The organism is Porphyromonas sp. COT-052 OH4946, from assembly GCF_000765965.1.
GTDB lineage: Bacteria > Bacteroidota > Bacteroidia > Bacteroidales > Porphyromonadaceae > Porphyromonas > Porphyromonas gulae.
In genome coordinates, this window is the sequence record NZ_JQZY01000015.1 from 27,772 (window position 1) to 53,209 (window position 25,438).

The 25,438-nt window shown below is 50.5% G+C and carries 20 protein-coding genes, 2 tRNA genes and 1 pseudogene; 13 read left to right on the forward strand and 10 right to left on the reverse strand.

The window, feature by feature from the left end:
* Positions 1–4: 4 nt before the first annotated feature.
* The 5 genes from HQ50_RS06670 (at position 5) to lpxF (ending at position 5,381) form a co-directional block, all read left to right on the forward strand.
* Positions 5–1,024 (forward strand): VWA domain-containing protein, encoded by a 1,020-nt coding sequence (locus tag HQ50_RS06670; protein WP_018965199.1) that lies wholly within the window; start codon positions 5–7, stop codon positions 1,022–1,024.
* Positions 1,021–1,764, forward strand: a complete 744-nt coding sequence (locus HQ50_RS06675; protein WP_039429252.1) for a tetratricopeptide repeat protein — start codon at positions 1,021–1,023, stop codon at positions 1,762–1,764. Before HQ50_RS06670 ends, HQ50_RS06675 begins: the two co-directional genes overlap by 4 nt.
* 175 nt (positions 1,765–1,939) lie before the next feature.
* Complete coding sequence (locus HQ50_RS06680; RefSeq protein WP_039429253.1) at positions 1,940–3,739, forward strand: BatD family protein; 1,800 nt, start codon at positions 1,940–1,942, stop codon at positions 3,737–3,739.
* Positions 3,736–4,644 carry an SH3 domain-containing protein gene (locus HQ50_RS06685; protein WP_039429254.1) on the forward strand — a complete coding sequence of 303 codons (909 nt, stop codon included), beginning with the start codon at positions 3,736–3,738 and terminating at the stop codon, positions 4,642–4,644. The genes HQ50_RS06680 and HQ50_RS06685 overlap by 4 nt, the downstream gene beginning before the upstream one ends.
* Positions 4,645–4,664: 20 nt before the next feature.
* Positions 4,665–5,381, forward strand: coding sequence for a lipid A C4-phosphatase (lpxF, locus tag HQ50_RS06690; protein ID WP_039429255.1), 717 nt, complete (start codon positions 4,665–4,667; stop codon positions 5,379–5,381).
* Positions 5,382–5,396: 15 nt separating this feature from the next.
* Here lpxF and cdaA read toward each other — a convergent pair whose 3' ends face one another.
* The 6 genes from cdaA to HQ50_RS12605 form a co-directional block, all read right to left on the reverse strand.
* The gene (gene cdaA / locus HQ50_RS06695; RefSeq protein WP_018965194.1) at positions 5,397–6,164 is read right to left on the reverse strand and encodes a diadenylate cyclase CdaA; all 768 of its coding nucleotides are present in this window, start codon (positions 6,162–6,164) and stop codon (positions 5,397–5,399) included.
* A gap of 60 nt (positions 6,165–6,224) precedes the next feature.
* Positions 6,225–7,070, reverse strand: a complete 846-nt coding sequence (folP, locus tag HQ50_RS06700) for a dihydropteroate synthase (RefSeq protein ID WP_039429256.1) — start codon at positions 7,068–7,070, stop codon at positions 6,225–6,227.
* 118 nt (positions 7,071–7,188) lie between these two features.
* A complete protein-coding gene (gene malQ, locus HQ50_RS06705) occupies positions 7,189–9,882 on the reverse strand; it encodes a 4-alpha-glucanotransferase (protein WP_039429257.1) in 2,694 nt (897 codons plus the stop codon).
* A 24-nt stretch (positions 9,883–9,906) separates the two neighbouring features.
* Positions 9,907–11,013 (reverse strand): DUF2891 domain-containing protein, encoded by a 1,107-nt coding sequence (locus HQ50_RS06710; RefSeq protein WP_039421487.1) that lies wholly within the window; start codon positions 11,011–11,013, stop codon positions 9,907–9,909.
* Between the two features lie 228 nt (positions 11,014–11,241).
* Complete coding sequence (locus HQ50_RS06715; protein ID WP_026292217.1) at positions 11,242–13,380, reverse strand: hypothetical protein; 2,139 nt, start codon at positions 13,378–13,380, stop codon at positions 11,242–11,244.
* A 271-nt stretch (positions 13,381–13,651) separates the two neighbouring features.
* Positions 13,652–13,756, reverse strand: a complete 105-nt coding sequence (locus HQ50_RS12605) for a DUF1661 domain-containing protein (RefSeq protein ID WP_152566903.1) — start codon at positions 13,754–13,756, stop codon at positions 13,652–13,654.
* On the opposite strand from HQ50_RS12605, the gene HQ50_RS12610 reads away from it, so the two are divergent.
* From HQ50_RS12610 to HQ50_RS06735, 4 genes are all read left to right on the forward strand, one after another.
* On the forward strand, positions 13,713–13,856 hold the full coding sequence (locus HQ50_RS12610) for a DUF1661 domain-containing protein (RefSeq protein WP_230587216.1): 144 nt from the start codon (positions 13,713–13,715) through the stop codon (positions 13,854–13,856). The genes HQ50_RS12605 and HQ50_RS12610 overlap by 44 nt on opposite strands.
* A 143-nt stretch (positions 13,857–13,999) precedes the next feature.
* Positions 14,000–14,074, forward strand: a tRNA-His gene (locus tag HQ50_RS06725).
* Between the two features lie 203 nt (positions 14,075–14,277).
* Positions 14,278–16,362, forward strand: coding sequence for an HD family phosphohydrolase (locus tag HQ50_RS06730; RefSeq protein WP_039429259.1), 2,085 nt, complete (start codon positions 14,278–14,280; stop codon positions 16,360–16,362).
* Between the two features lie 47 nt (positions 16,363–16,409).
* Entirely contained in the window at positions 16,410–16,970 is a 561-nt protein-coding gene (locus tag HQ50_RS06735) for a shikimate kinase (protein WP_018965187.1), read from the forward strand.
* On the opposite strand, the gene HQ50_RS06740 is transcribed toward HQ50_RS06735, so the two are convergent.
* Together HQ50_RS06740 and rpe are read right to left on the reverse strand one after the other, a co-directional pair.
* Positions 16,909–18,444 (reverse strand): ComEC/Rec2 family competence protein, encoded by a 1,536-nt coding sequence (locus HQ50_RS06740; protein WP_039429260.1) that lies wholly within the window; start codon positions 18,442–18,444, stop codon positions 16,909–16,911. The genes HQ50_RS06735 and HQ50_RS06740 overlap by 62 nt on opposite strands.
* A 9-nt stretch (positions 18,445–18,453) precedes the next feature.
* The gene (gene rpe, locus HQ50_RS06745; RefSeq protein ID WP_039429261.1) at positions 18,454–19,110 is read right to left on the reverse strand and encodes a ribulose-phosphate 3-epimerase; all 657 of its coding nucleotides are present in this window, start codon (positions 19,108–19,110) and stop codon (positions 18,454–18,456) included.
* A 186-nt stretch (positions 19,111–19,296) separates the two neighbouring features.
* On the opposite strand from rpe, the gene HQ50_RS06750 reads away from it, so the two are divergent.
* From HQ50_RS06750 to HQ50_RS06760, 3 genes are all read left to right on the forward strand, one after another.
* Positions 19,297–19,380 (forward strand) — tRNA-Leu (locus tag HQ50_RS06750).
* Between the two features lie 26 nt (positions 19,381–19,406).
* Positions 19,407–19,958 carry an HD domain-containing protein gene (locus tag HQ50_RS06755; protein WP_039429262.1) on the forward strand — a complete coding sequence of 184 codons (552 nt, stop codon included), beginning with the start codon at positions 19,407–19,409 and terminating at the stop codon, positions 19,956–19,958.
* Between the two features lie 109 nt (positions 19,959–20,067).
* Positions 20,068–20,451, forward strand: coding sequence for a DUF3276 family protein (locus tag HQ50_RS06760; RefSeq protein WP_039418266.1), 384 nt, complete (start codon positions 20,068–20,070; stop codon positions 20,449–20,451).
* A 577-nt stretch (positions 20,452–21,028) separates the two neighbouring features.
* On the opposite strand, the gene HQ50_RS06765 is transcribed toward HQ50_RS06760, so the two are convergent.
* Positions 21,029–23,260, reverse strand: coding sequence for a polyribonucleotide nucleotidyltransferase (locus tag HQ50_RS06765; RefSeq protein ID WP_018965182.1), 2,232 nt, complete (start codon positions 23,258–23,260; stop codon positions 21,029–21,031).
* Positions 23,261–23,492: 232 nt separating this feature from the next.
* On the opposite strand from HQ50_RS06765, the pseudogene HQ50_RS06770 reads away from it, so the two are divergent.
* Positions 23,493–24,643, forward strand: a pseudogene (locus HQ50_RS06770) (transposase).
* 302 nt (positions 24,644–24,945) lie between these two features.
* Here the strand turns inward: HQ50_RS06770 and HQ50_RS06775 are convergent.
* Entirely contained in the window at positions 24,946–25,437 is a 492-nt protein-coding gene (locus HQ50_RS06775) for a hypothetical protein (protein WP_039429263.1), read from the reverse strand.
* Position 25,438: the final 1 nt, after the last annotated feature.

Genomic DNA, 25,438 nt, shown 5'->3' on the forward strand with positions numbered 1-25,438 from the left:
TCCCATGTTCAGATTTTATTCGCCGGAATACTTATACTTGCTGTTGCTGCTTCCATTGCTTGTGGGGGTAGGCTTCTATGCTTATCGCAAGAGACGGGCACAAGAAAGACGGTTTGCCGAACTTCCGTTGCTGAAGGCCCTCAAACCGGAGGCAAGTACCAAACGGCGGATCTGGCGCAACGGATTTCTTCTTCTTGCCATCGTTTTCTTGATCGGGATGCTTGCTCGCCCCCAAATAAGTATTCGTGTGGATGTGCCTAAAGAGGAGAAAGGCATCGAGGCTATGATTTGCTTGGATATTTCCAACTCCATGCTCTGCGAGGATGTCAAGCCCGATCGTTTGAGTTTTGCCAAGCAAGTATTGGGAAAACTCTTTGATGGTATGCAGAACGACAAGGTCGGATTGGTTGTTTTCGCAGGTAATGCTTATACGCAAATACCGATTACTACGGATTTGTCTGCTGCCAGACAGTTTCTTGCGGACATAAGTCCCAACATGGTTACAGCTCAGGGAACGGCTATCGGAGCGGCTATCGAACTTGCCTCAAAATCTTTTTCCGATAATAAAGAGATCGGCAAGACGATCATCATCTTGACGGATGGAGAAAATCACGAGGGAAATGCCATCGAAGCAGCACAGCAAGCTCGTGAAGCAGGCATCCGGGTCAATGTTATCGGTCTTGGAACAGCCTTGGGTGCGCCTATACCTATTGACGGGGGATACCTCAAAGACGAAACGGGCAATCCTGTCGTTACCAAATTCGACGAAAAGATGTGCCGTGACATTGCTTCCGCAGGAGATGGTACTTTCTTTTCCGGGCAGAGTGCCTCTGCCCTGGTACGGGCTGTAGAGAGTCAGTTGGACAAGCTCCCCAAAGCTGTCCTCTCTTCTTCGTCTTCATCGGGCTATCGCGAAGTGTACGGATGGTTCGGATTTGCAGCTTTGATATGTTTATTGTTGGAGTTCCTGATTCAAGAACGGAAGAGCAGGTTCTTCAGTAGGATCAAATTGTTTGACAGATGAGACATTCATGGGCATACGCCGCCTTCATAACTCTCTTCATACTTCTTGCTTCGTCGAGCCTCTTGGCGCAGAACATGCGAGAAGAAGTACGTCGGGCTCGACAGGTATATCGAAACCGTCAATATGCCAATGCGGAAGTTGCATATCGCAAAGCTCTCTCCAAGGATAGCACTTTCACCGAGGCACGATTCGGGTTAGCCGGTACGCAGTATGCACAAGGTCGCACGGACGAAGCACTCCAAAACTATGCTGCTCTTGTGCAAGATCCGACATTGACGCCTAAGCGCAGGGCCGAACTGATGCACAATCTCGGCAACTCCTTTATGAAGAAGAAAGACTATCGCCAGAGTGTAGAGGCTTATAAGCATTCGCTCCGAATGAATCCGACCGATGAGGAGACTCGCTACAATCTGGCTTTGGCTATGAAGCTGCTCGAGCAGCAACGACAGCAAGGGGGCGGGGACAATCAGGATCAGAATAAGGAGAATAATCAAGACAAAAACCAGCCGCAGAACAATCCGAATAACAATAACCAAGGCGGACAGCAGCAACCTCAACCGTCCAAGCAGGACAATACGCAAAAGGATCAGCAGTCACGGCAGAACGAGATGAGTCGTGAAAGTGCTGAAAAGATATTGAAAGCCTACGAGCAGGATGAGGAGAAAACGCGCGAAAAAGTAGAGCAGATGCGTAAGCAGCGCATGAAGCAGCAAAAGGGTAATTCCACCAAGCAGTGGTAGCCCGTTTCTTTGTCTCGTTGGTCGTTTCGATGCTATTATTCCCACAGCTCCCGAAAGGAATATGTATTTTAGCAACCTGCTGAAAACAAAATAGCTACCGGTTGAAACCTTCTGATAGTTTTTATAATGCCGGCATTAAGAAAGAAAACAGATCTCAATAATCACGGACTATACGATGATTAAGGTGCGATATATACTGGCAAGCCTTTTCTTGTGTCTCTCTTGGTGGACCCATGCACAGGTGTCTTTCACGGTTCAGGCCCCTGCAAGTGTGGCGATGGGGGAGCAATTCAGAGTGAGTTTTACCCTCAAAGATGCTAATGGAGCGGAGTTCAAAGCTCCTGCCATGAGCGACTTCGAAGTCCTTTTTGGCCCGGCTACCGCTAGAAGCTCATTCAGTTCCATTTCCAATGGCAAGACCACTTCGTCTCGAAGCATCACTTATACGTACACGCTGATGCCCAAGTCGGTCGGCACCTTTCAGATCGGGCCGGCTTCCATCCGTGCCAATGACCGAGATTATAAGACCAAGCAGGTATCCATCAAGGTACTTCCGGCCGACAAGAAATCATCGAAAAATACTAAGTCCTCTTCTTCCTCACGGGTCGATGCCGGTAGTTTGTTTGTCCGAACCATCATCAATAAGACCAAAGTGTACGAACAGGAAGCCATCCTCGTCACTTATAAGCTCTACACTCTCCATCCCAATTTGCAGTTCGAGCAGGTCAAATTCCCCGAATACGAAGGGTTTATATCACAGGATGTGGAGGACAATGCAGAGAAGCAATACAGCCTTGAAAGCTATGAAGGGCGGAACTATCAGACAGCCGTTCTCAAGCAGTCGCTGCTCTTCCCTCAAAAAAGCGGCAAGCTGATTATCCCATCGGGTAACTTCCGTGTCGTGGTAGCGGTACGACGGGAGATAGACGACATAGATGACTTCTTTGTTCTCCAGCCGTATGAGAATGTGCGGAGGACTCTGACCACCAATCCGGTCACAATAGATGTCGCTCCCTTGCCGGAACCGAAACCCCAAGGATTCGATGGTGCCGTCGGTAATTATCGGATCTCAGCTTCTTTCAATAACCGTCAGGCCAAAACAAACGAAGCCCTTACACTCAAGCTCGTCATTAACGGAAGCGGCAATATCAAGCTGATGGGAGATCCTAAAGTGAGATTCCCCGACAGCTTCGAGCAATACGACTCCAAGGCTGAGAGCAGCCTTCGCGTAAGTGCATCGGGAGCCGATGGACAGCGTACGATCGAGTATTATGTGGTACCTCGTCAGACGGGGAAGTTTACCATACCGGCCATAAGCATACCTTATTTCGACCCTGTATCCCGTTCTTACAAAACGGCTTCCACGCAGGAATTCACCATACAGGTAGCGAAGGGAAAAGGTGAGAGTGCTACGATGAGTGGCTCAGGATCTGATGCGGTCAAGATGTTGGGGCAGGATATTCGTTACTTGAAGCCCCTTACAACTTCTTCTTCGCCTTCTTTCTTTGCTTTTTCGGCTGCTTATTGGAGTATCTATCTATTCTTGCTTGTGGCTGCGTTAGTGCTGCTTTTCCTCTATCGTCGAAGGATGAAGATGATAGCCGACGAAGCCGGTATGCGATGGCGCAAGGCTAACAAAGTTGCCGTCAAACGTCTGCGACAAGCAGCCGAATATAAACAGAGCGGACGGGGCGATCTCTTCTACGAAGAAGTGCTCAGAGCCATTTGGGGCTATTGGGGTGATAAGCTGGGAATAGCCGTGTCGGAATTGAATAAGGATAATGTAGCCGACCGGCTTGCGCAAGCCGGTCATGTGTCCGAAGCTCTTATCGGGGAGCTTATGCAGCTGATCGAGACTTGCGAATTTGCCCGATATGCTCCCGAGAGCAATGAGCACGCAGCGATGGACTCCGTATATGAACGGGTTTGCAGTATAATCGAGCAGATTGACAGCACTAAAACCTTGAAAAGATGAGAACGCCTGTACTACGCCATATTGCGGTTTTATCCTTGATCCTTTTTGTGTCGATCGGCTCCATGCTGTCCTTACAGGCACAAGATCCGGACACCTCCGTTCGCCGATCGGTATTCTTGCCTGTGGATTCTTCCTCGATCGCTGTGTCGGAAGACGAGACGGTATCGGCTGCCAATTCTTCGACAGTAGAAAAGATTTTATCCGCCGAGGAGATCCGCCGCTTGTTCGATGCCAAGCAATATGGGCGAGCAGCTGCTGCATACGAACGAATCCTGCGCGAGACAGACCGGCCCGATGCGTCGTTGCTTTACAACCTCGGTTGCTGCTATTACAAGAGTGGCGAGGTGGCTCTTTCCATCCTCATGTTCGAGCGCGCTTACCGACTGGCTCCGAATGACAAGGATATACGCGTCAATCTGGAAATGGCCAGACTCAAAGCCTTTGATAAGATACCGGATAGTGAGAGTATCGCTGCCAAGCTCTGGCGACGTCTTTGCTATTCTGTCTCGTCGGGTGTAATCGTAGTAGCGGGGATTATCTGCTTTATTGTTTTTCTCGGTAGTATTTTGCTTTTTCTGTTAGGGGGAAGCCGGAAGTTGCGGCGAGGGGGATTCTATGCTGCTTGGGTCAGTTTGTTCTTTTGTATCCTGCTCAATTTGGCCGCTTTCCGCCGCAAGGCTGATTTCCATGACGATAGCTATTGCATCATGATGGCATCCGTGGCCAACGTCAAGAGCTCTCCGGACGAAGATGGCACCACCCTTTTTGAACTTCATGAGGGCGTGCGTGTTAGAATTACAGGGGAGGCTATCGACGGCTGGTACCCGATAGAACTGGCTGATGGCAAGGAAGGCTGGCTTCCTCAGACCGTCCTCACTCGTATTCATGTCTCTCCCGTGGACTGATACTTACCTCTCTTACATATATGTTTTTGGAATACATTCTCGAAGTAGAAAGAAACCTCTTTTTGGCTCTGAACGGAGTACAGCATCCTTTGTTGGACGGCTTCTTCTATTTGATCTCGGCTAAATGGACTTGGGTGGTAATGTCCATCGTGTTTCTGTTCTTCCTTTTTTATAAGAAACCGACGAAAGAAGCCCTCTTCATCGTAGGAGCAGTCTTGCTGAGCGTACTCATCTGCGACCAACTCTCCTCTTCTTTTTTCAAGCCTTTCTTTGCACGATTCCGCCCTTCGCACCACCCTGATTTTATCGACTATGTGAAGACGGTCTACGGCTATCGAGGAGGAAAATACGGATTTATCTCAGGGCATACGACGAATTATATATCGCTGGCAGTGCTGACGAGCCGCATTTTTCGGAATAAATTCTACACGTGGACGATCTGGGGCGTCGTCGCACTCGTCATCTATAGCCGTATTTATATCGGAGTACACTTCATTACCGATATTATCCCGGGTATCGCTGTCGGACTTATCGTCGGGCACTTTGTCTATAGAGTCTATCTCTATGCCCGTTCCCGTCGGTTGGGAGCCTCATGCCCTGCCCACCCCTCGGCAGTCTATACCGGCGATTCCATTCGGCTTTGGACCCTTAGCCTTATCGGCTTTGTCTTTGCCATGCTGTGTATGTCCCGCCAGCTGATGGAGATACTGCAGTACTACGTCTTCCTGCACTTCTGAGGGGATTCCTCTTCATCAATCCTCGAGCAGGAGCTGTAGCTCGTCCGTGGTGATGTCCTGATGAATCTCTCCGCGGTAGGCAAACGAAATCCGCCCTCTCTCTTCGCTGATAATGATGATCTTGGCATCCGTCTCCTGCGAGAGGCCGAGAGCCGATCGGTGCCGCAATCCCAAATCCTTGTTCAGATCCGTATTGTATGCAACCGGCAAGATACAGCCGGCTGCAATGATGCTATTGTCCGCAATGACCATGGCACCGTCGTGCAGCGGACTGTTCTTGAAGAAAATATTTTCGATCAGTCGGGCATTTACTTCTGCCCGGAACACCTCGCCCGTATGGGCAAACGGAGTGAGGTCTATTCCCTGCTGGATGGCGATGAGAGCACCGGTCTTCTTGCGAGCCATATTCATACAGGCAAGCATCAGGGGGGCTATGATGCGGCGTTCGTCCTGCAAGTCCTGCTCGCGCCTTTCCTTATTGAGAAGGCGCCTGAGCGAACGCCATCGGCGTGTGGAGCCTATCGCCGTGAGCATCTTGCGCAGCTCTCCCTGAAAAAGAATGACCAGCACGAAGAACCCCAAGCTGACGAACTGATTGAGGATGGCTCCCATCAGACGCAGCTGGAATATCTGCGATACGATGATCCAGATGACGAAGAAGGTGAGAATCCCCGAGAAGAGAGCCTTACTGCCCGAGTGCTTGAAAGTGGTATAAATGGCATAGATGAATAAAGCCACGAGCAGAATGTCTATTATATCCTTGATGGTAAACTGGAGAAACATGAGATCGAGATGTTTTTTTGTGTGTGGTGAAAATTTTTGTTTCCAAGAAAGAGAGTGCTCCTATTTGACGATGCCGAGTTTATCCGCTATACGGCACACTTCCACCGCTTCCCGTACGTCGTGCACCCGAAGGATGTCCGCCCCATGCATGACGCCGTACATATTGAGCGCCGTGGTACCGTTGAGCGCTTCCTCCGGAGTGGTGCCGAACAGTTTGTAGATCATACTCTTGCGCGAAATCCCGACCAGAATGGGAAGCTCCAGCTCGCTGAAAGCCTCCTCCTGCCGCGATAGCAATTCGTAATTCTGCTCCAGCGTCTTGCTGAAGCCATAGCCCGGATCGAGGATAATGTCGTGCAGACCCAATCCGCGCAGCTCCCCGACGCGCTCCACGAAGTAATCCAGTATATCCACCGCAATGTCCTCGTAGTCCGTGAGGCTCTGCATCGTAGCCGGTGTGCCCCGCATATGCATCAGGATATAGGGCACTTGCAAAGCCGCCACCGTGCGGAACATGTCGCCGTCGAGCTGTCCGCCGGAAATGTCATTGACGATGGCCACCCCGTACTCTTCTACGCACATCTTCGCCACATCGGCACGGAAGGTATCCACCGATACGGGCACGTCCGAAAACTCATCCCGCAAAATTTTCAGCGCCGGGCGCAGCCGCTCCATTTCCTCCTGAGTCGATATGTGATCGGCATTAGGGCGCGAGGAATAGGCGCCGACGTCGATCAGGGCCCCTCCTTCTTCCACGATTTCGCGAGCCCGACTCCGTACGCTGTCCACGCCTGAGAGGCGGCTGCCGGAGTAAAAAGAATCGGGGGTGATATTCATGATGCCCATTACGACGGGTTTTTCCAGACTGAAAAGCCGGCCGCCAAGGTTGAGAGTCTTCCGTTTCATCTGCTTAATGCTTTCTTTTTGACACCCCCAAAAGTAGCCAATTCGCTCCATACCGAGGTCGTACAATGTTCATACCCAAAGGCTGTGGCTTCCGGTCTCAAAAGCAATGGGCAGACGATTATCCCCTCCCCGCAGTGCGGATGAGGGAGGCTATCGATTCGTTCAACTCGCGATAGTCTTCGGAAAGGCTTTCGATCGGAATGGGCATCCGATAACGCCAGTAGTGGTCGGAAATCTCCGGCTTGTTGATCTGCTCGGCCTCGGGTGTGACGGCTCCTTGCAAGTCTCCGGAGAGTGCCAGCCAGTCGGCCAGCGGAAGAATGGCCAGCATGGATGAGGAGCGGAGGTGCTGCCCAAGGATTCGGTGAGCCGTCTCCGGCGTACATGCCTCGGGCGCACTACCCTTTTCCCCGAGGATCATGGAATAGTAATGCCGACGAAGGGGTTCGTTCTCCTGCCACCAAAGGCGTAGGGGTGCCATGTCGTGCGTGGACGTGGTACATACCGAGCAATAGGGCTGTCGGCTCATATCGGCAAAGTCCTGCCCCGGCTCCTTGGATATTCTTTCCAAAACGAGGGACAGCAGTTGCAACTGCTCCATTACGGTGGGCACCGCAGCAGGGATCATCCCCAGATCCTCCACACAGACGAGCATATCCGTCGAGGAAAGTAGCGGTATCAGCCGTGATAGTGCCTCTTGCTTCCACAGTTCATCGTTTCGCTTATAGAAATAGTCGTCCGACAGACGCTGCCAGGCTTTCTTTTCTTCCAAGCTCAGATGGGCATAGCGAAGGGATCTTTCGAAATGGATGCGTGGGTGAAAGGCTGCCGGCTTATCGGAGTCGATAACGAAGCATACTTCCGTGGCTACACGCATCAAACCCCTGATCGTGTCCTCTCCTCCGACAACGGCTGCAGGGTCTAACGCCGCTATATCGGTCTGATAGAAATTCTTCGTCGTCAGCGTATAATAATCCGAATCGAACGGACGAAGGTATCGACAGCATACTTCGCTTGCATAGCGTCCGAAAATCGGCTTGAGGTCATCCGTATGAATGAGCGGAAGGGAGCAGAATCGGGCATCGAACGGGAAGCCGTACTCCTTTATCTCCTTTTCGGTCATGGCTATAGCCGGATTAAAATGTCCCAGCAAGCCCGAAATATGCTTGACAGGGATTTCCCATATTCGGAAAAAGCCCAATATATGGTCTATGCGAAAAGCCTTGAAGTAGTCGGACATGCTCTCGAAACGCTTGCGCCACCAGGCAAAGCCGTTTTGGCTCATTACGTCCCATCGGTAGATGGGGAAACCCCAGTTTTGTCCATTCTCGGAGAACTGATCCGGAGGAGATCCGGCTGCATGTTCCGTATCGAACAGGGACGGCTCCATCCACACCTCCACACTGTTGGGGCTGACTCCGATCGGTATGTCACCTTTGAGCAGGATCCCTTTCTCTTCGGCATAGGCCGATACGGCATGCAGCTGCTCGTGGAGTAAAAACTGTACGAAGCGGTAGTAATTAGTCTCCGTTTTCAGTTCGGGAGATACCGCCATTCGTTCGATTCGGTTTTTTCCCCACGTATATTCAGGCCACAGGTGGAGCGGCAGTCCCTCGTACTTATCACGCAGATGGCAGAAAGCTGCATATGGATCCAACCAATCGGCCGCTGCTGAGACGAATTGGCGGAAAGCTTTCTTGCGCATCACATTCGCCCCCTCCTGTCGATACAAGGCATGCAGAAATTCCTCCTTCAGAGCCAACACGGCCGGATAATCCGTTTGCTCGAGCACCCTCAGTGCTTCGGCCTGCTTCTCCATTTTTGCCATCAGAGCACTATCCTTCAGTCGTGGTAGCGCATCCAAATCGGCATAGATAGGATGGATGGCAATGACGGATACTATATTATACGGATAGGAGTCGCGATAAGAGCGTGTGTAAGTGGTGTCGTTGATGGGCAGGAGCTGTATGATGCGTTGGCCGGTCATTGCCGCCCAATCCACCATACGGCGGAGTGCGCCGAAGTCTCCTATGCCCCAATCCTTGCGGCTACGCAGTCCGAACAGTGGGATGACGGTGCCGGCATAGCGTGGCATATAGTCACCCTCGCGGAAACAGAGACCGGCCAAATAGACGGCACCGTAGGCATCCGTTTCTTCGAATCGGTAAGATCTGTTTTCGCCCTCTTCCCAACGGATGTCGGAGCAGTCGTCTTGTCCGGCGATGAAAAACTTATATTCCAAAAGTGGGGGCAATTCCTCCTTCTCCAGCGTGATAGACCATTCGCCCTTTCCCAAATGGTGCATGGCACGGGCTTGCTGCACAGACCAGTTGCCAAGAGCAGGGCTATTGCCCGTCATATAAATCTTTTGGTCAGGGTGAACGCATGGAGCATATAGCTGCATGACGACTTTGACGCCCTCTTTCGTTGGTTTCGGGGCGCGTTCCAGCTTCTCCTCATGGCGGAAGAAAACATCGTAAAAAGCAGAACTGAAAAAAGGTGCATTTTTCGGTCGATCGATCCAGTAATCGTCCATCAACACCCGTTTGTAACCATGATCCAACACCAGATGGTGCATGCGCTTCCATTCCTTGCGAACGGAGTGTCCGTCAGCATCCCGTACCAGATAGTAGTACTGTATATCCTTGCGGCGGCCGTCTATGATCACACGTCCCACCCATCTGTCCTCGCCCGTGGCTGTCAGCTCCAAGGCAAGTGCTTCGTCCCAATTTCCCAATTCAGCCGAAGAACCCGATATACAGAGGCGTTGTCCCCAATCGGCTCGATACTTGATCGAAAAAACTATCTCCATCGTTCTTACGAATATCTCATTCCGTTATGGCCGATCGGTCAGCCACTTTATCTCCTCATAGGCGTAGGTGGCAAAGCTACCCAGCCAATGATCGCCACCGTAATTGCTGTTGAATATCTGCTTCATGCCCTCTTCGTAATGCAGCTTGGCTGCTTGTCGCAGCCGTTTGCCCATGCTGTCGTTCGTCGGCAGAGTCCTCGCTATGGCTCCCATACACCATGCCCGAGAGAAAGAAAGTCCCACCAAGTGGACTATGTGATAATCGTTCAGATCCGATACGATGGGAGGCGTACACAGGCGTTCCAATCCCTCGGCCGTAAAAAAATGCTTGAGCCATTGCCGATAAGTATCGGCAGGCATGACTCGTCTCATCAGATCCGCTTCCTGCAAGGAGGGAGAGAAGAAGTCCGTGGCATTAGGTTCCCATTCGGCCGGTATGGCTCGGTCATTAGCAAAGACGTCCAACGCTTTTTGGCGTAGTGCTTCCTGAAACCTACTGTCACCTACAGCTACAGCCCAGTCGTAGGCAAAGGCCATACCGAAAGCCGAGTTGGAGTGCGTGCCGATTCGATCGGCGTAGGTCATCTTGGGAAGATAAGCTTTCCATCGGGCTACGATGGTTTGTGAGAGGGGAGCCATATGCCGATGCCATTCGGCTGCGCGGCTTGCCAAGTGCTGAGGCATGGCTGGATCCTGAGACATCCGAAGCAACTCCTCGTCCAGCTTCAAAAGCCAAGCCCAACCGTAAGTGCGCTCGAACGTCGCCCCTCCGGGTCTGTCGAAATAGGCGGCCTCCGCTGCAAGCTTCTCAGCCGTAAATGAATGGTCCAGAGCTGCAACGATGCTATCCCGAAGGGCTATATCGGGTACAATTCGCAGCGTATGTACCAGCATCCAATGGCTGTGTACGCTGCTGTGCCAGTCGAACGATCCGTAGAACACTGGATGCAACTGAGAGGGCGTCAGTCGGGCATCGGCTTCGTCATTGATCACCTGCCCCGTCTTATTGGGGTATTCCGTGGTAATACTCTTGAGTGGCATACGTACGAGCCGCACCAGCGTGCTCGCATCTTGTGCCGATAGCAGATAAGCAGAAAACAAAAGGAAGGTAATGGCAGCAATTCTTCTCATAATTTTAGAGGGATAAGCGTACAAATTTAAGATTTTGACCTGATGAAAACTAGGAAACGGATTTATTTCGTCTGCTTAAAGTCTGCGTGGGGTCCACCGTTTTTCCGATGTGGGCATCGGCGCCAAGAAATGATATTGAATGTACCCATAGAAAAAAGGTGTGTCGAAGCCACTCGCATGCTCCGACACACCCTGTAAGTCCCCGCTGAGGGGGGATAAGCTGTTTTTTTAGTAAGACAACTTCACGGAGTGATTGCCCACCTTAACGACGAAAGTTCCGCCCTGGCCCAAATCCGCTACGATAGACTTGTTGCCGGAGTTGTTGCTATAAACCAAACGGCCGTTGAGGTCGTAGATGCTTACGGCTTCGCCATGAACATTGTCGATATGGATATTGTCCTCTACGACTTTCACCATAGCCTTAGCCATGCTCACGGAAGGAGTCAGGCTCGTGGGAGAAGGACTGATGCCGAAAGATTCGAGCTGACTGTAAGCAGATATTTTATAGCCTTGGTATTGTACACCTTGGCCTCCATGCTTCACGGCAGCCACCTGGTGGAACATTTCGTTATTGAATACCTGCTGGGGCACAATCACATCAACAGATTGGCCATCCACATATCTCTTGAAGAGGAACGGATCCATCAGACTCTCGCCGGCTTTATACTGCTGAGAGATCTTGAGGTCGTCTACGTAGAGGTTCTCCGGTGCATACACAGCGTATATACCGATTACCGAACGCGCCGTTCCCTTCGTCAGAGAAACGTTGAATACCTTCCACTGATCCACCAGTCCATCCGATTCTTTCAGATATACCAGCTCGGACTGAACATAGTCGCCGAGAGTCTCATCATATTGGAAGAGAGCGATCGCAGCACGCGTATAACCTTGTACCTCATTGCCCTGACCATCGTCACCGACGTATTTCGTAGCATAGAGCTTCACGCTCAGGTCTATCTTGCCACCATTTTTGGAAAGATCCAACTCCGGTGAAATCAGACCTGCATCTTTCTTATTGAAAATGTACTGCCATGCATCCAAGCAGATATAGTCCGTGTAAGGAGCATAGTTGGTTCCTTTCCAACCGGCCTGTACCAGATCGCCCAGGTAGACTTCATCGTACGTATAGGTAGAGGGATTTTCGATCGTCCAGCCGGTCAGTTCTCCGGTAGGAGTCTTGATGCCATCGAAGTTTTCGTTGGTAACAAAGAATACGCCATCAGCGGCAGCCGTGCGCTTGAAGCGAGCGAAATAATTGTAGCGTTCGGCCGAAGGTACGGCGTTCCATGAAGCAGTATAGGTTACCTCTTCTGCGGAAGCAGCGAGATTGTTCACCGGATTCATCTTAGGTGCTTCAAGGTCAAACACTTCCATGGGTTTGGATACGATGGAGGTGTGAGTTCCCTTGCGAGAACGAACCTGATAGTAATAGGTTTTGCCCGATTCGGCGTTCGTTACGTTGAAGGTAGTATCATTCACAGCCTGTCCTTGCAACAAATATTCGGGATCCATCCCGTTGCCACCGGAGAAAACATCCAACAGATAGCCCTCGGCTCCTGCTACCTTGTTCCAGTTGGCATTGAAGCTGGTACCCTTGTAATTGCTGTGGGGCAATGCTTTGGGTGTGCCCACATGCTGGTCGATCTGGTAAACCTCCAAGTTGTCGATATAGACGGGATGATCGTTGACTACGATATTGAATATCGAATATGAACCCGCTCCGTAGAAGATCACCTCATAAGTCTGCCAGTCCGGAGTAACGGGAGGCAAGATATAAGCACCGAGGATGTCCCATGTAGGGCTCATATTGAACGTTTCGGCCGCTTCTATCATGATCTGATTGGCGATATCATCTGCCGTACGGGCATCGAAGCGTACAAGAACGATGTTCTGATAGCCGGAAGCATTGAGCATGGGGGTATTCAAGTGGGAGAAATTCTCTCCATCTGCATTGAGGCAGACGGTGCCACCGGCCTGCCACACATTAGCAGCACCCCAACCCTCTTGGTGGGTGTAGCCGGGCTTGAAGTTGATCCAAGGATATTCACATTCGCCGGGGAAAGCATAGGTCAGTACCGTATTCAGATCCGGTGCACCTATAGAACCGGCGGTAAAGCCGGCAAAGTCTTCTTTCAAAATGCTAACCTCTGTGCCATAATCGTTCGCTTTTTTTTGCTTTCTCGGCATAACCGATACCTGTACTTTGCCTTGGCTGAAGCTCGGCTTCTGAGGAGTGGCCACCTTGACCTTTCCGGCAGTCTGCGATGCTGCCGAAATAGTTCTGCCCGTCAGCTGGGCCGATGTCTCTGTGGCAGCAAATAATGACAATGCCGCCATGAGCGCAAATGATGTAACTTTCTTAGACATAAGTTTTTTTTCTATATCCGGATTTTCGTGACTACGATCCCGCTTCGGTGTGGCAAAACCCGTGAAAATCAACATTGAAGCGGTCTTAGGGCACCAAAAATAGCCAAAATCGTCAATATATAAGACGCCTGTTCGATGCTTATACTCAAAGTAAGAACCAAGAGGAACACCGTCTTATTGACACCTCCGGGATTTCTGCTCTGTCAGTGGTTGCAATCTGGCTTGGATAGATGGTTTTTCAATATCCGGTGTTCATTCCGCCGATATTATTTTATGCTCGGGATTTTCTTTGTGTATGGCACCCAAAAACGTGGTTCGCGAAAATTTTTGTATTGGCGCGGGAAGTAAAAATTTTACGCGCCGGAACGAAAAAAATCTCGCGCGCTTTTTCTCGCTTTTATGGACGGCAATTTCATCATTTTCGGCTCCAAAAATCCGAGACCGATCCTGTCGAATCGCCTCAAAAAGTAGCATGAATTGCATGCAATGGAACTCGGAAATCCGATTCGGCAGCCGTAGCCGATGGATAATTGAGTAGAATTGGCAGGTAAGAGGCTTGCACAATTGAAAGATATGTGTACCTTTGCACCGCTGCTCGCAGGAGCATCCATTTATGATGGTGGGCGTAGTTCAGTGGTAGAGCAACGGATTGTGGTTCCGTCTGTCGTGGGTTCGAGTCCCATCGTCCACCCCAATCATTCCGAGAGACCGTTTCAATATCGCATTGGAGCGGTCTCGTTTTATTTACATGGCTCAGTCTCTCACATGGACTTACCCTTTTTGCTTTTATCTTTGTGGGACTGGCGGTAATCAAATTATAGTCTGTGAGCGAACGTGTTGCATGCCGGTAGCGTTCGTATCGCCCTACACCAAGAGCTATAATTTAACTTTCTCGCAATGAAGACGAAGATGAAAATTCAGTACAAATCGCTGATCTTCTTTTTCCTGACGGCAATGATGCTCACGCTTTTCGCCCCACAGGAACTGAAGTTCAAATACCAGTTCTATCGTGGCAAACCATGGCAATATGAACTGCTCACGGCTCCTTATGATTTCCTGATATACAAGCCTCAAGTGATACTCGATGCCGAGCGCGACAGTCTGCGCAATACCATCAAGCCGTATTTTACGATGGACGATACGATCGGGGCGAAGATGCAACTGGCTTGGCGCAGCGACTATGACAAAAATCACAAGGGCAGATTGTCGCCCATGTACGACCAGTACGTAGTGGGCTTCCTGCGCAATATATACAGACAGGGCCTCATCAGCAATGAAGATAGCAAAGCTCTCCATGACGATGACGTGATGGAGATCAACCTCTTACAAGCCAATCGAAACTCGAATCGCGAACCCCTTACGCGTTTCTACACGCTCAAGGAGGCTTATGAGATGTTCGTGGAAGAGGCTCCGTCCGGGTTGGATCGGGAAGTTCTTCGCGGACTGAACCTGACCAACTACTTGCGAGTGAATCTCACCGAAAGCCCCGAAATGCACAGACAGGTGGTACAGGAAGAGCTACAGAATCTATCGGTATCGACCGGAATGATACAGGCCGGCGAACGTATAATCGGTACGGGCGAGATTGTAGACACCTATACTTATAATGTCCTTCAGTCGTTCAAGAAGACCTATGAAGAGCGTTCGGGAGGTACGACCCTCAGATTTACACGCAATCTCGGCATCTTTCTGATTATCTTCTTCCTGCTGCTGGCTCTTTGGACTTATATGCTCTCGTTCCGCCCTGCCTTTTTCGATCGGCTGCACAATTCCTTCTTTGTGCTCTCACTGATTCTGGTGATCAATCTGATTACAGAGTTGGCTATCAGCTTCGGATGGTTCAATATCTATATCATTCCTTTTATCATTCTGCCCATTCTGGTGCGTACGTTTCATGATTCGCGCACGGCATTTTTTGCCCATGTGATCAATGTCCTGATCGTTGCCATGTTCGTACCGGACATTTACGAGTTTATCCTCTTGCAAGTACTGGCCGGTATCGTATCGGTGACCAGTATGCGCCGTCTGACATCACGCCTGCAGTTGGTTCGGACGACCTTTTTGGTTTTCCTCACTTATTCCATCGTACAGCTTTCGTTCTCACTGATGCAGGACGGTCGGGTGGAGATGGAAGACGGGCTGAACATTCTCTATTTCGGTGTGAATCTGATCTTCCTCATGTTCAGCTACCTGCTCGTCTATCTGATGGAGCGTGCTTTCGGCTACGTTTCCAATATCAGTTTGGTAGAGCTGAGCGACGTCAATACGCCACTGCTCAGTCAGCTCTCGGAGGTTGCACCGGGCACCTTTCAGCATTCGATCCAAGTGTCCATCCTCGCTACGGAGGCAGCCACCAAGATCGGAGCAGACGTGCAGCTTGTACGCACCGGTGCTCTCTATCATGATATAGGAAAAATGAAGAACCCATCCTATTTCACAGAGAATCAGGGGGCAGAGAATCCGCACTCCAAATTGCCTTTCGATGAGAGTGCTCGCATTATCATTCGTCATGTGACCGACGGTATTGCCTTGGCGCAGAAACACCGCCTGCCGGACTCCGTTATCGACTTTATCCGGACGCATCACGGACGGGGCAAGACCAAATACTTCTATAATTCCTACTGCAATCAGTACCCCGACAAAGAGGTGGATCCGGAGTCGTTCACCTATCCTGGGCCGAATCCATTCAGCAAGGAGACCGGTATACTGATGATGGCAGATGCCATCGAAGCATCGAGTCGAAGCCTCAGCCGCCATACCGAAGAAGGTATCAAGCAGCTTATCGACAAGATAGTCGATGGCATCTTACAGGACGGTTTACTCGTGGATACACCTCTTACATTCAAGGATATTCGTATCTGCAAGGAAGTTTTCTTCGAGAAGATCAAGATCATGTACCATTCACGCATCACCTATCCGGAGTTGAAGAAGAAAGCTCCGGAAGGTGAGAGCACCACCGAAGAGACACAAGGGGCCATCTGATCGTTTCAGGTGCTTTGCTATCGGTGGCAATAAGAAGATGAGGTAAGATGCACGCTCCGATTTTTATCGTTGGCTATATGGGTTCCGGCAAGAGTACGGTAGGGCGCAAGATGGCCGATCTGCTCGGCTGGCGTTTTATTGATACGGATTTCTTCATCGAGAACCGATTTCGCAAGTGCGTGGCGGATATATTCCGTGACGAGGGCGAGGCGGTTTTTCGCAGGCGAGAGCGTGTCGTCATCGAGGAACTATCGGGGATGGAGGATACCATTATTGCCACAGGGGGCGGATTGTCCTGTCATTCGGATAATATGGAGCTGATGAACGAAGCCGGCCTGACGCTATATTTGGAAGTTTCGGACGAGGTTCTTGCCGTTCGTCTGGAGTTATGCAAGCGGACAAGGCCGAAGGTGAAAGACAAGACCGGCGAAGAACTGCTCTCCCACATCCGTGAAGAAATGGCTTTCCGAGGCGATATATATCGCCGTGCAAAGGTGATTGTAAATGCAGAGAAGCTGGTGGACGAAGAGGATGAGAGGCGACTTGTCACTCGTATTGTCGCCGATTTGCGTGCCAAAGGATACCTGCCGCAAGCAATACAGCCATAATACATAGTGCGACCGGCAAGGAAGGCTGCCAGGCGTATTCCACGTTCGGCGACACAGCAGCTGCCGCAGTGACCAATCTCTCCGCCCCATCGGCACAAATACCGACTACTCGAGACAGCAACACCAAAGGGAATCCGACAGCTGCCAATACCATATAGATAAGGCTAAGGGGAATCAGAAAAACGACCAGCAGGGTAAGCGGAAGATTGGCCCAAAGGAAAATAATGCCGATATGTCCGAAATAATGAGCCGCCAACGGCAGGGTGAAAGCCTGTGCTGCGAGGCATAGTGCCATGGTATCACGACACAGACGGAGAAGAGGCTGCCGCACATCGGGGAGCAAGGACGCCAGCGGTCTGAAGAAGATCAGGATAGAAGCTACCGCAGCATAGCTGAGCACAAATCCTACATCATAGAAAGATAGAGGATCGACCACGAGTGTGATACAAGCTGCCGCAGCCCAGATATTCAATCCATCCGCCGGTCTGCCCAAGCATTTGCCGACTATATATAAGGTAGCCATCAGCATGGCTCGGACTACGGGAGCACCCAGCCCGCAAACGAATGCGTATATCCATCCCCCTGCAAGCGGAAGCAACCACTCTGCCCGACGCCATCGCTGCGGTATCGGCAGAATGCGCATAAGAAAACCGAGGGCAGCCAATACGATACCCACGTGAAAACCACTCACCGCAAGGATATGTGCCACGCCTGCCGCGACGAACTTACGGCGAACATCAGGAGCTTCGCCCCCACGCCCCAGACACATGGTCTCGAGCATCGCACGCTGCGATTCGGACAGTAGCCAAGGGGAGAGTTCGTACAATGTGGCAGCCAAGCGATCCGACAGATCCAAAGCCTTTTGCCTGAGGGAGAACGGTCGTTCGGCTGCCGGCAAGATTTCTACATCTCCGGTCTTGGCATGCAGACTGCCGGACAGTCCCTTGCCGGCCATATACCGCCCCATCGCAGGAGCTTGCTGCTCCCATTCTTCGGCCGATCGGGCATAGAATTTCCTGAGCTTGAGCATATCGCCACGAACGATCGGCTCGTATTCTCCTTCGTGTCGGATGTACAGGATATAAGATGGGGAGGAGGCTTCGGACAGTTGCACTTGCATCCGCAGCTTGCCTTCGCATGGCTCCGGATTCCCGATGACCCGAAAGGTGTCGGACGAAGACAGCTTGTAGCGTGAAGACGCTGTCAGCCGCTCTCGTGTCAGCTGTGTAGAGAAAGCTCCCGCAGCAACGAGAAGCAAGCCGATCGGGGCGAAACGAAGAGCTGCAATAGTCCTTTTTCCAACAGCCGGACGGAAAAAGAAACTGAGGATATAAAGAAAAAATCCTGTCGTCAGCGCACCAAGCGCAACGACAGGAGAGCGAAAGTATTCCGTCAGGCCTATGCCTATCGACAGGAAAAGCAATACCCACAGAAACGGTCCGGGGCGAAAGTACGGCTTCGGGCAGACCGGCATACCAACTGCCTAACGGCTATAACTCTTCAGCAGACTGATGGCCTCTTCCGGCTTCTCTGCTCCGAACACATAGCTGCCGGCCACGAGCGAATCGGCTCCTGCTTCGATCAGGCGTTTTCCCGTGGCGGCATTGACACCGCCGTCGATCTGAACAATCGTATCCAGACCTTGGCTATCGATCATTCGGCGCAGGCGTTGCGTCTTGTCTATCGTCCTTTCGATGAATTTCTGTCCTCCGAATCCGGGGTTTACGCTCATCAGAAGCACCATATCGGCCTCTTCCAGCACGTCGGTCAGCACCTCCACGGGAGTATGCGGATTGAGCGTGACGCCCGATTTCATGCCGGCCTTGCGAATCGCCGCCAGTGAGCGATGCAGGTGCGGACTGGCTTCATAGTGGACGTTCATCATATAAACGCCCAGTTCGGCGAGCCTGTCCACGAACTTCATCGGCTCCACGATCATCAGGTGAACATCGAGCGGCTTCTTACAAATCAGTCGGATAGCCTCGAGAATGGGAAAACCGAACGAAAGATTGGGGACGAATACGCCATCCATGACGTCGATATGCAGCCAGTCGGCCTCGCTGCGATTGATCATTTCGACATCGTCGGCCAGATGCAGGAAGTCGGCCGACAGCAAAGATGGAGATACGATAGGTTGCATAAGATAGTATCGGGTTTATTTTTTGTTGATTCGATGCTCGCAAAGTTATGCCTTTCTTTGCGATCACGTACAGATTCAAACGGGCTTCCTGTAATTTCTGTAATTCCCAAGCCCTGGGTTTTATCTGCGAAATCATTGTGGATTGAATTATTTTTCTACCTTTGCGCCGTATTCGAAAAGACAATTGCCCGGATGGCGGAATTGGTAGACGCGTTGGTCTCAAACACCAATGAATGCAAATTCGTGCCGGTTCGATCCCGGCTCCGGGCACTTCCCGTCTAAATCTCTTTCCCTAAATGATGAATCCGATCAGTATCATCAATAAGTACTACACAGAGGGAACCAACCAATATCATATCTTAGTAGAGCATAGTCGCGATGTGGCGGTCATGGCTCTTCGTGTCGTCGATAGCCATCCCGAACTTCAGGCGGATCGTCTCTTCGTCGAAGAGGCTGCCATGCTGCATGATATCGGTATATTCTTGACCGATGCCGAGAGCATTGCCTGTTTTGGGAAAGAACCTTATATCCTGCATGGATATCTGGGTGCCAATATTCTGCGCAAAGAGGGCTATCCGCGCCATGCACTGGTTTGCGAACGCCATACGGGGTCCGGATTGACTCCGGAGGATATTGCAGCCAGACAGATTGCACTCCCAGAGGGTATTTACACCCCCATGAGTATTGAGGAGAAGATCGTTTGCTATGCCGATAAGTTTTTTTCCAAAACGAAACTCCACCGTGTGAAGAAACTTGAAGCAGTCAGACGCAGTATGCTCTCCTATGGGGCTGACAGTCTGCGCCGTTTCGATGATATGCACGCCATATTCAAGATTCCGGTAGAATAATAGTCCGGAGTAAACCGTGGAGCCGCTCGATATAATCGGACGATGTATTCCCCTTCTGTATACAAACGGTATTGTTAGATAGTATAACAGCTTCATAATCAATCGATCGATGACAGACAAATTGCCTTTCGCTCTTTATTCGCGCTGCGTCAAAGCCGGCAAACGCTTCTACTACATTGATGCCAAACGCGATTCCAAAGGAAATGACTATCTGGTGATAACCGAAAGCAACAGTGCCGAAGAAGGTGCTGCAATGACGCGGCATAAGGTTTTCCTGTATCGTGAAGATTTTGCCAAATTCACAGAAGCCTTTTTGGACGTGCTAAAGTCTTTCGAAGAGAAGAGTGAGGTGCCCGGATGCGAACAAGCCATTGGCTTGCCCGATATGGAGCAGAGACTTTCCGATATGGCTACAGAGGTGGAGGGCTTGGCGGAGTCCTCCGATTCTATTTTGGGAGGAGATGAGCCGCTGAAAATAGATTTCGATTTTTGACCTTTTCCTATTCTCACCTCTCTCTGTGCGGATATAAAACAAAAAAGCACCTCTCCTCCCGGAGAAGTGCTCTTTTTCGGTATTTCTATGAAGTCCTACCGACTGCGATCGATTTATCACTTTTATAATGGTTACATCATTAAGACCAAATGGCTTTGGTTAAACAAATGTGTTACTATTACATTGGCAAAGGTATAGTCAGCCATGCATCTCCGCAATACCGATTAATAAGTAAAATTATTCTATACGCTACCTAACCATATGGCTAAATGGATATAAGCTCCAAGATCTTGCCAATGTGTACTAAAAAGAGTTGAGGCTCGCAGCCGTTAATCCGGCTTTGGATTCCTACTTACATACATCACTTAGGCCATACTGCTTTGGGCGAATACAAGAAGTCTGAGTATATCCATCGCAAGAGGTAGAAATGGCTATGCCTTATAAAAGCAAATCCATCAGCAAAGCGGGATGCCTCGCTGATGGATAAGAAAGTATTACTGTCCTAAGGACTATAAGCCCTTTTCCTGATGGGGCGTATTACGCTGCGGAAGCAGTGGCTTGTCTCACTTGATGCGTTTTAGCCGCGGGGCTCGCGATGTTCACGATCGCCTCCACGAGGCTCGAAATTGCGACCTCCCTCGCGTCCGCCTTCGCGACGCTCACGTCGCTCTCTCGGCTGAGGCTCCACGTAGCCTTCCGGTTTTTCCAATAGTACCTTGCGGCTGAGTTTGAATTTGCCGGTCTTCGGATCTATGTCGAGCAGCTTCACGTCGATGGATTCGCCTTCCTTCAGGTTGGTGTCCTCGATGGTCTCGAATCGTTTCCAATCCACTTCCGAGATGTGCAGGAGTCCTTCCTTACCGGGGAGGAATTCGACGAAGCAGCCATAGGGCATCACACTTGTGATCTTGCCCGGATAGGTTTCTCCAACTTCCGGCATAGCCACAATACCCTTGATCATGCCGATCGCGGCATCGATGCAGGACTTGTTCGTACCGCTGATTTCGATAACGCCCATGCCATCCACTTCTTCGATGTTCACCGTGGCGCCGCTCTTCTCTTGTATACCTTGAATGATCTTTCCGCCCGGGCCTATCACGGCTCCGATAAACTCCTTGCCGATGCGCATCTTCTCGATACGTGGGGCGTGGGGCTTGAGGTCGTCTCTCGTCTCGGGTTGAGCTTCCATAATCTTACCGAGGATGTGTAGGCGTCCTTGCTTCGCTTGCTCCAGAGCATTCTCCAAAATCTCGTAGCTGAGACCGTCTACCTTGATGTCCATTTGCGTGGCCGTGATACCGTCTTTCGTACCCGTTACCTTGAAGTCCATATCGCCGAGGTGGTCTTCGTCGCCGAGTATATCCGAGAGGATGGCGTAGTTCTTACCCTGATTTTCGGAGATCAAGCCCATGGCAATACCGGATACGGGTTTGCGGATCTGTACGCCGGCATCGCGCAGAGCCAAAGTTCCCGCGCAGACAGTAGCCATTGAGGACGAACCATTGGATTCTAATATATCGCTGATCACGCGTACCACGTAAGGGTAATCTGCCGGTATCATGCGCTTGAGGGCACGGTGAGCCAAATTGCCATGACCGATCTCGCGGCGGCCTACACCACGCTGGGGGCGAGCTTCACCGGTGGAGAAAGGAGGGAAGTTGTAGTGCAGCAGGAAGCGTTCCTTCGTATAGTTGAGTACGTCGTCCACGAGCTTTTCGTCGCTCTTTGTTCCGAGAGTAACGGTCGTGAGGGACTGCGTCTCACCACGAGTGAAAATAGCTGAACCATGCGGGCCGGGCAGGCAATCTGTTTCGATCCATATGGGACGGATCTCTGTGGTCTTGCGTCCGTCCAGACGTTTGCCTTCGTCAAGGATGGCACGACGCATTGCTTCCTTTTCTACATCATGGTAGTAGCGAGCTATCATTTCGCCCTTCTCAGTGAGCTCTTCTTCTGTATACTGAGCTTTGAATTCTTCTACGATCTTTTCAAAAGCTTCGCCGCGTTCATGTTTGCCGGTGCCACTGGTCGCCACCTCATAGGCGCGAGCGTAGCATTCGTCGTGTACCTTCTTGCGCAGGTCTTCATCGTTCACTTCGTGGCAGTACTCGCGCTTTTGGAGCTTTCCTACTGCTTCCGACAGTTCGAGCTGTGCCTTGCACTGTACCTTGATGGCTTCGTGTGCTACGCGAATGCCTTCGAGCATTTCGGATTCCTGTACTTCGTCCATTTCACCTTCGACCATCATGATGTTGTCCATCGTGGCTCCGACCATCAGGTCTATGTCGGCGCGCTCAAGCTGCTCGAAAGTGGGATTGATGATAAAACGGCCGTCCACACGCGCTACCCGTACTTCGCTGATAGGGCCGTTGAACGGTATATCGGAGACGGCGAGAGCTGCCGAAGCAGCCAAACCGGCCAAGGCATCGGGCATATCCTCGCCGTCGGCTGAAAAGAGGATCACATTGACGAATACCTCTGCATGATAGTTGTCCGGGAAAAGCGGACGAAGGGCGCGGTCCACAAGGCGGCAAGTCAGGATCTCATAATCCGAAGCCTTGCCTTCACGGCGAGTGAATCCTCCGGGGAAGCGTCCGATGGCGGAGTATTTCTCCTTGTATTCCACCTGAAGAGGCATGAAGTCGCAGCCGGGGTTAGCGTTTTTGGCTGCACAAACTGTAGCGAGCAATACCGTATTGCCCATGGTGACTGTCACGGCACCATCGGCTTGCTTGGCCAATTTGCCGGTTTCGATCTTAATGGAACGGCCGTCCCCCAGATCGATAGTCTTACTTACAACGTTAAGCATAAGTCTTTTTTATTTCTAATCTATAACTCTTTAGTATCGTGGGCAAAAGTACACAAAAGGGACGATAAAATGCAGAATAATAATAAAATAACTCCACTGCACATCCCATCTGCAGTAGCGTTGCATATATACATAGAGACCTTTGCACAATAAAACAGACTTTTTTGTTCATTATTCTGTTGTGTATCAAGTGATTATTTCGTATATTAGTAGTGTAAAATAACACAAAACCATGGCAAGACAAGGGAAATCATCCAACGAAGAGGTCTCATTTGCAGACGTCATGTTAGAGAAGAGATACAGGAGGACACAGAATGTATTTTTGAATCAAGTCGATAGGCTTATCGATTGGCACCCGATTCGGACACTGATCAATAAGAAGTACACCAAGCGGCAAAATGCGGCAGGTGCTCCGGCCTATGATGTGATCCTGCTCTTCAAGATGCTTCTCTTGCAGACATGGTATGGGTTGAGTGACTGTGCCTTGGAAGAGCGTGTCAACGACTCAGAGTGACCTTTTCCCGATTTTTAGGTCTCGGTATGGAGTCCGTCTCTCCGGATCACAGCACGATCAGCCGTTTTCGCACAGCCCTGACGGAGTCGGGGCTCATGGATAAGTTGCTGAAAGCATTCAACAAGCAATTGAGTGCCCATCATATTTCAATCAAGCAAGGCGTTCTGATAGATGCAAGCATTGTCGATAGCTAGAGATGGCTGATAAGACTACTATTGAGCTACTACGTTCTGATCGATGCAAGCATTGTCGATAGCCCGCACAGCCCTGATGGGACGTTGCGCATCACAGTGGCAGATGATCGCCAGGACACACGCAGTGACGAGGAAAAGAATGAAGAGGAGGCCTACCATAAGTTCCTTTTACAGGAACGCAAGGGGACAGACAGCGAAGCCCGCCAGGTAAAGAAGAAGACCTATCGATATGGTTATAAGAAACATGTGAAGACAAATACAGAGGGGATCATCCGGAAAGTCATCACCACCCCGGCCAATCAAAATGATCTCAAGGAATTGATCCCCCTGTTGAGCCAAGAGGAACTCCCAGCCGGCACAGCTGTCTATGCCGATAAAGGCTATTCTACGGAAGAGAACCGTGCTTTTTTATCCAAGCATCATTTACGGGATTGCATTATGCACAAGGCGTATCGTAACCGTCCGTTGAGCCCATCACAACACCTCTTTAACCGCACCATAAGTCCTGTTCGCAGTGTCATAGAACGTACCTTTGGCAGCATCCGCCGGTGGTTCAATGGCGGACGTTGCCGATATCGAGGACTTGCCAAAACGCATACGCAGAACATACTCGAAAGCATAGCCTTTAACCTATATCGAACACCGGGGCTCATTATATCCAAATGTGTCAAATAAGCAAAGTTTTCCCCGGTCGGGCTCGGATTTGAGGCCCAACCGGGGGTAAGGGGGGCTTTATCATTCTCGACTGTTACTCTCCTACCCATGAGAAAATGACTCTGAATAGGGATGAATTAATAACTACCTCATTTTTCAAAGGTCTCAAGTAGTACGGCTGATGCACCTTTATACGGCTGAGAAAAGTGTAAAAGCATTGTTACAGGAACTTATCCGGCAGACAAAAGAACTCACCGCCTTGCAAGAGAAGACGGTGAGTTTAACCATTGACTATCGGGAGAGATAAGGAATGTGCGATGGAATTAGATTCCCCCAAGCATTTTTTGCAGCAGATTGCCCGATGTTCGTGTTATTTGGAAATCCACCGTTTGGTTTTCTACAGATTTTATCTCTGTTGCCTTGAAACGGCAAATGGCTTTCTGACGCTCCAAAGTGTCACGGACGGGAGACAGGTCTCGTATCTGTCCTGCAAACGTTCCATAGGGAGATTGCAGATAAATCATTTGTCCCTTCGTCTTGTCAGGACGTTTGTTCTCAAACTTAAGCAAGATGGTTATATTCGTGCTGTCCGCTGGTGTGACTGGTGTGGTTGCCGTTTTGTGTATGGTAGCCGTTCCCGAATACACCTGCTTATAGGGCAGGAAATAGGCTACAGCCAAAAGGCAAAGCAATACCGCTCCTATGGCAGTGATACCATAGCGGATAAGTACGGAGGGTATCTGTCCCACGATGCTGCGTACTTTTTCGCTGCGAAGCTCAAAACTCCGTTCCTGTTTATTTTCCTGTTTGTCCATA

Excerpts from the sequence above, each read along its gene's own strand:
- HQ50_RS06670 (WP_018965199.1), top strand. The coding sequence starts at position 5 with ATGTTCAGATTTTATTCGCCGGAATACTTATACTTGCTGTTGCTGCTT.
- HQ50_RS06675 (WP_039429252.1), top strand. The coding sequence starts at position 1,021 with ATGAGACATTCATGGGCATACGCCGCCTTCATAACTCTCTTCATACTT.
- HQ50_RS06680 (WP_039429253.1), top strand. The coding sequence starts at position 1,940 with ATGATTAAGGTGCGATATATACTGGCAAGCCTTTTCTTGTGTCTCTCT.
- HQ50_RS06685 (WP_039429254.1), top strand. The coding sequence starts at position 3,736 with ATGAGAACGCCTGTACTACGCCATATTGCGGTTTTATCCTTGATCCTT.
- lpxF (WP_039429255.1), top strand. The coding sequence starts at position 4,665 with ATGTTTTTGGAATACATTCTCGAAGTAGAAAGAAACCTCTTTTTGGCT.
- cdaA (WP_018965194.1), bottom strand. The coding sequence starts at position 6,164 with ATGTTTCTCCAGTTTACCATCAAGGATATAATAGACATTCTGCTCGTG.
- folP (WP_039429256.1), bottom strand. The coding sequence starts at position 7,070 with ATGAAACGGAAGACTCTCAACCTTGGCGGCCGGCTTTTCAGTCTGGAA.
- malQ (WP_039429257.1), bottom strand. The coding sequence starts at position 9,882 with ATGGAGATAGTTTTTTCGATCAAGTATCGAGCCGATTGGGGACAACGC.
- HQ50_RS06710 (WP_039421487.1), bottom strand. The coding sequence starts at position 11,013 with ATGAGAAGAATTGCTGCCATTACCTTCCTTTTGTTTTCTGCTTATCTG.
- HQ50_RS06715 (WP_026292217.1), bottom strand. The coding sequence starts at position 13,380 with ATGTCTAAGAAAGTTACATCATTTGCGCTCATGGCGGCATTGTCATTA.
- HQ50_RS06730 (WP_039429259.1), top strand. The coding sequence starts at position 14,278 with ATGAAGACGAAGATGAAAATTCAGTACAAATCGCTGATCTTCTTTTTC.
- HQ50_RS06735 (WP_018965187.1), top strand. The coding sequence starts at position 16,410 with ATGCACGCTCCGATTTTTATCGTTGGCTATATGGGTTCCGGCAAGAGT.
- HQ50_RS06740 (WP_039429260.1), bottom strand. The coding sequence starts at position 18,444 with ATGCCGGTCTGCCCGAAGCCGTACTTTCGCCCCGGACCGTTTCTGTGG.
- rpe (WP_039429261.1), bottom strand. The coding sequence starts at position 19,110 with ATGCAACCTATCGTATCTCCATCTTTGCTGTCGGCCGACTTCCTGCAT.
- HQ50_RS06755 (WP_039429262.1), top strand. The coding sequence starts at position 19,407 with ATGATGAATCCGATCAGTATCATCAATAAGTACTACACAGAGGGAACC.
- HQ50_RS06760 (WP_039418266.1), top strand. The coding sequence starts at position 20,068 with ATGACAGACAAATTGCCTTTCGCTCTTTATTCGCGCTGCGTCAAAGCC.
- HQ50_RS06765 (WP_018965182.1), bottom strand. The coding sequence starts at position 23,260 with ATGCTTAACGTTGTAAGTAAGACTATCGATCTGGGGGACGGCCGTTCC.
- HQ50_RS06775 (WP_039429263.1), bottom strand. The coding sequence starts at position 25,437 with ATGGACAAACAGGAAAATAAACAGGAACGGAGTTTTGAGCTTCGCAGC.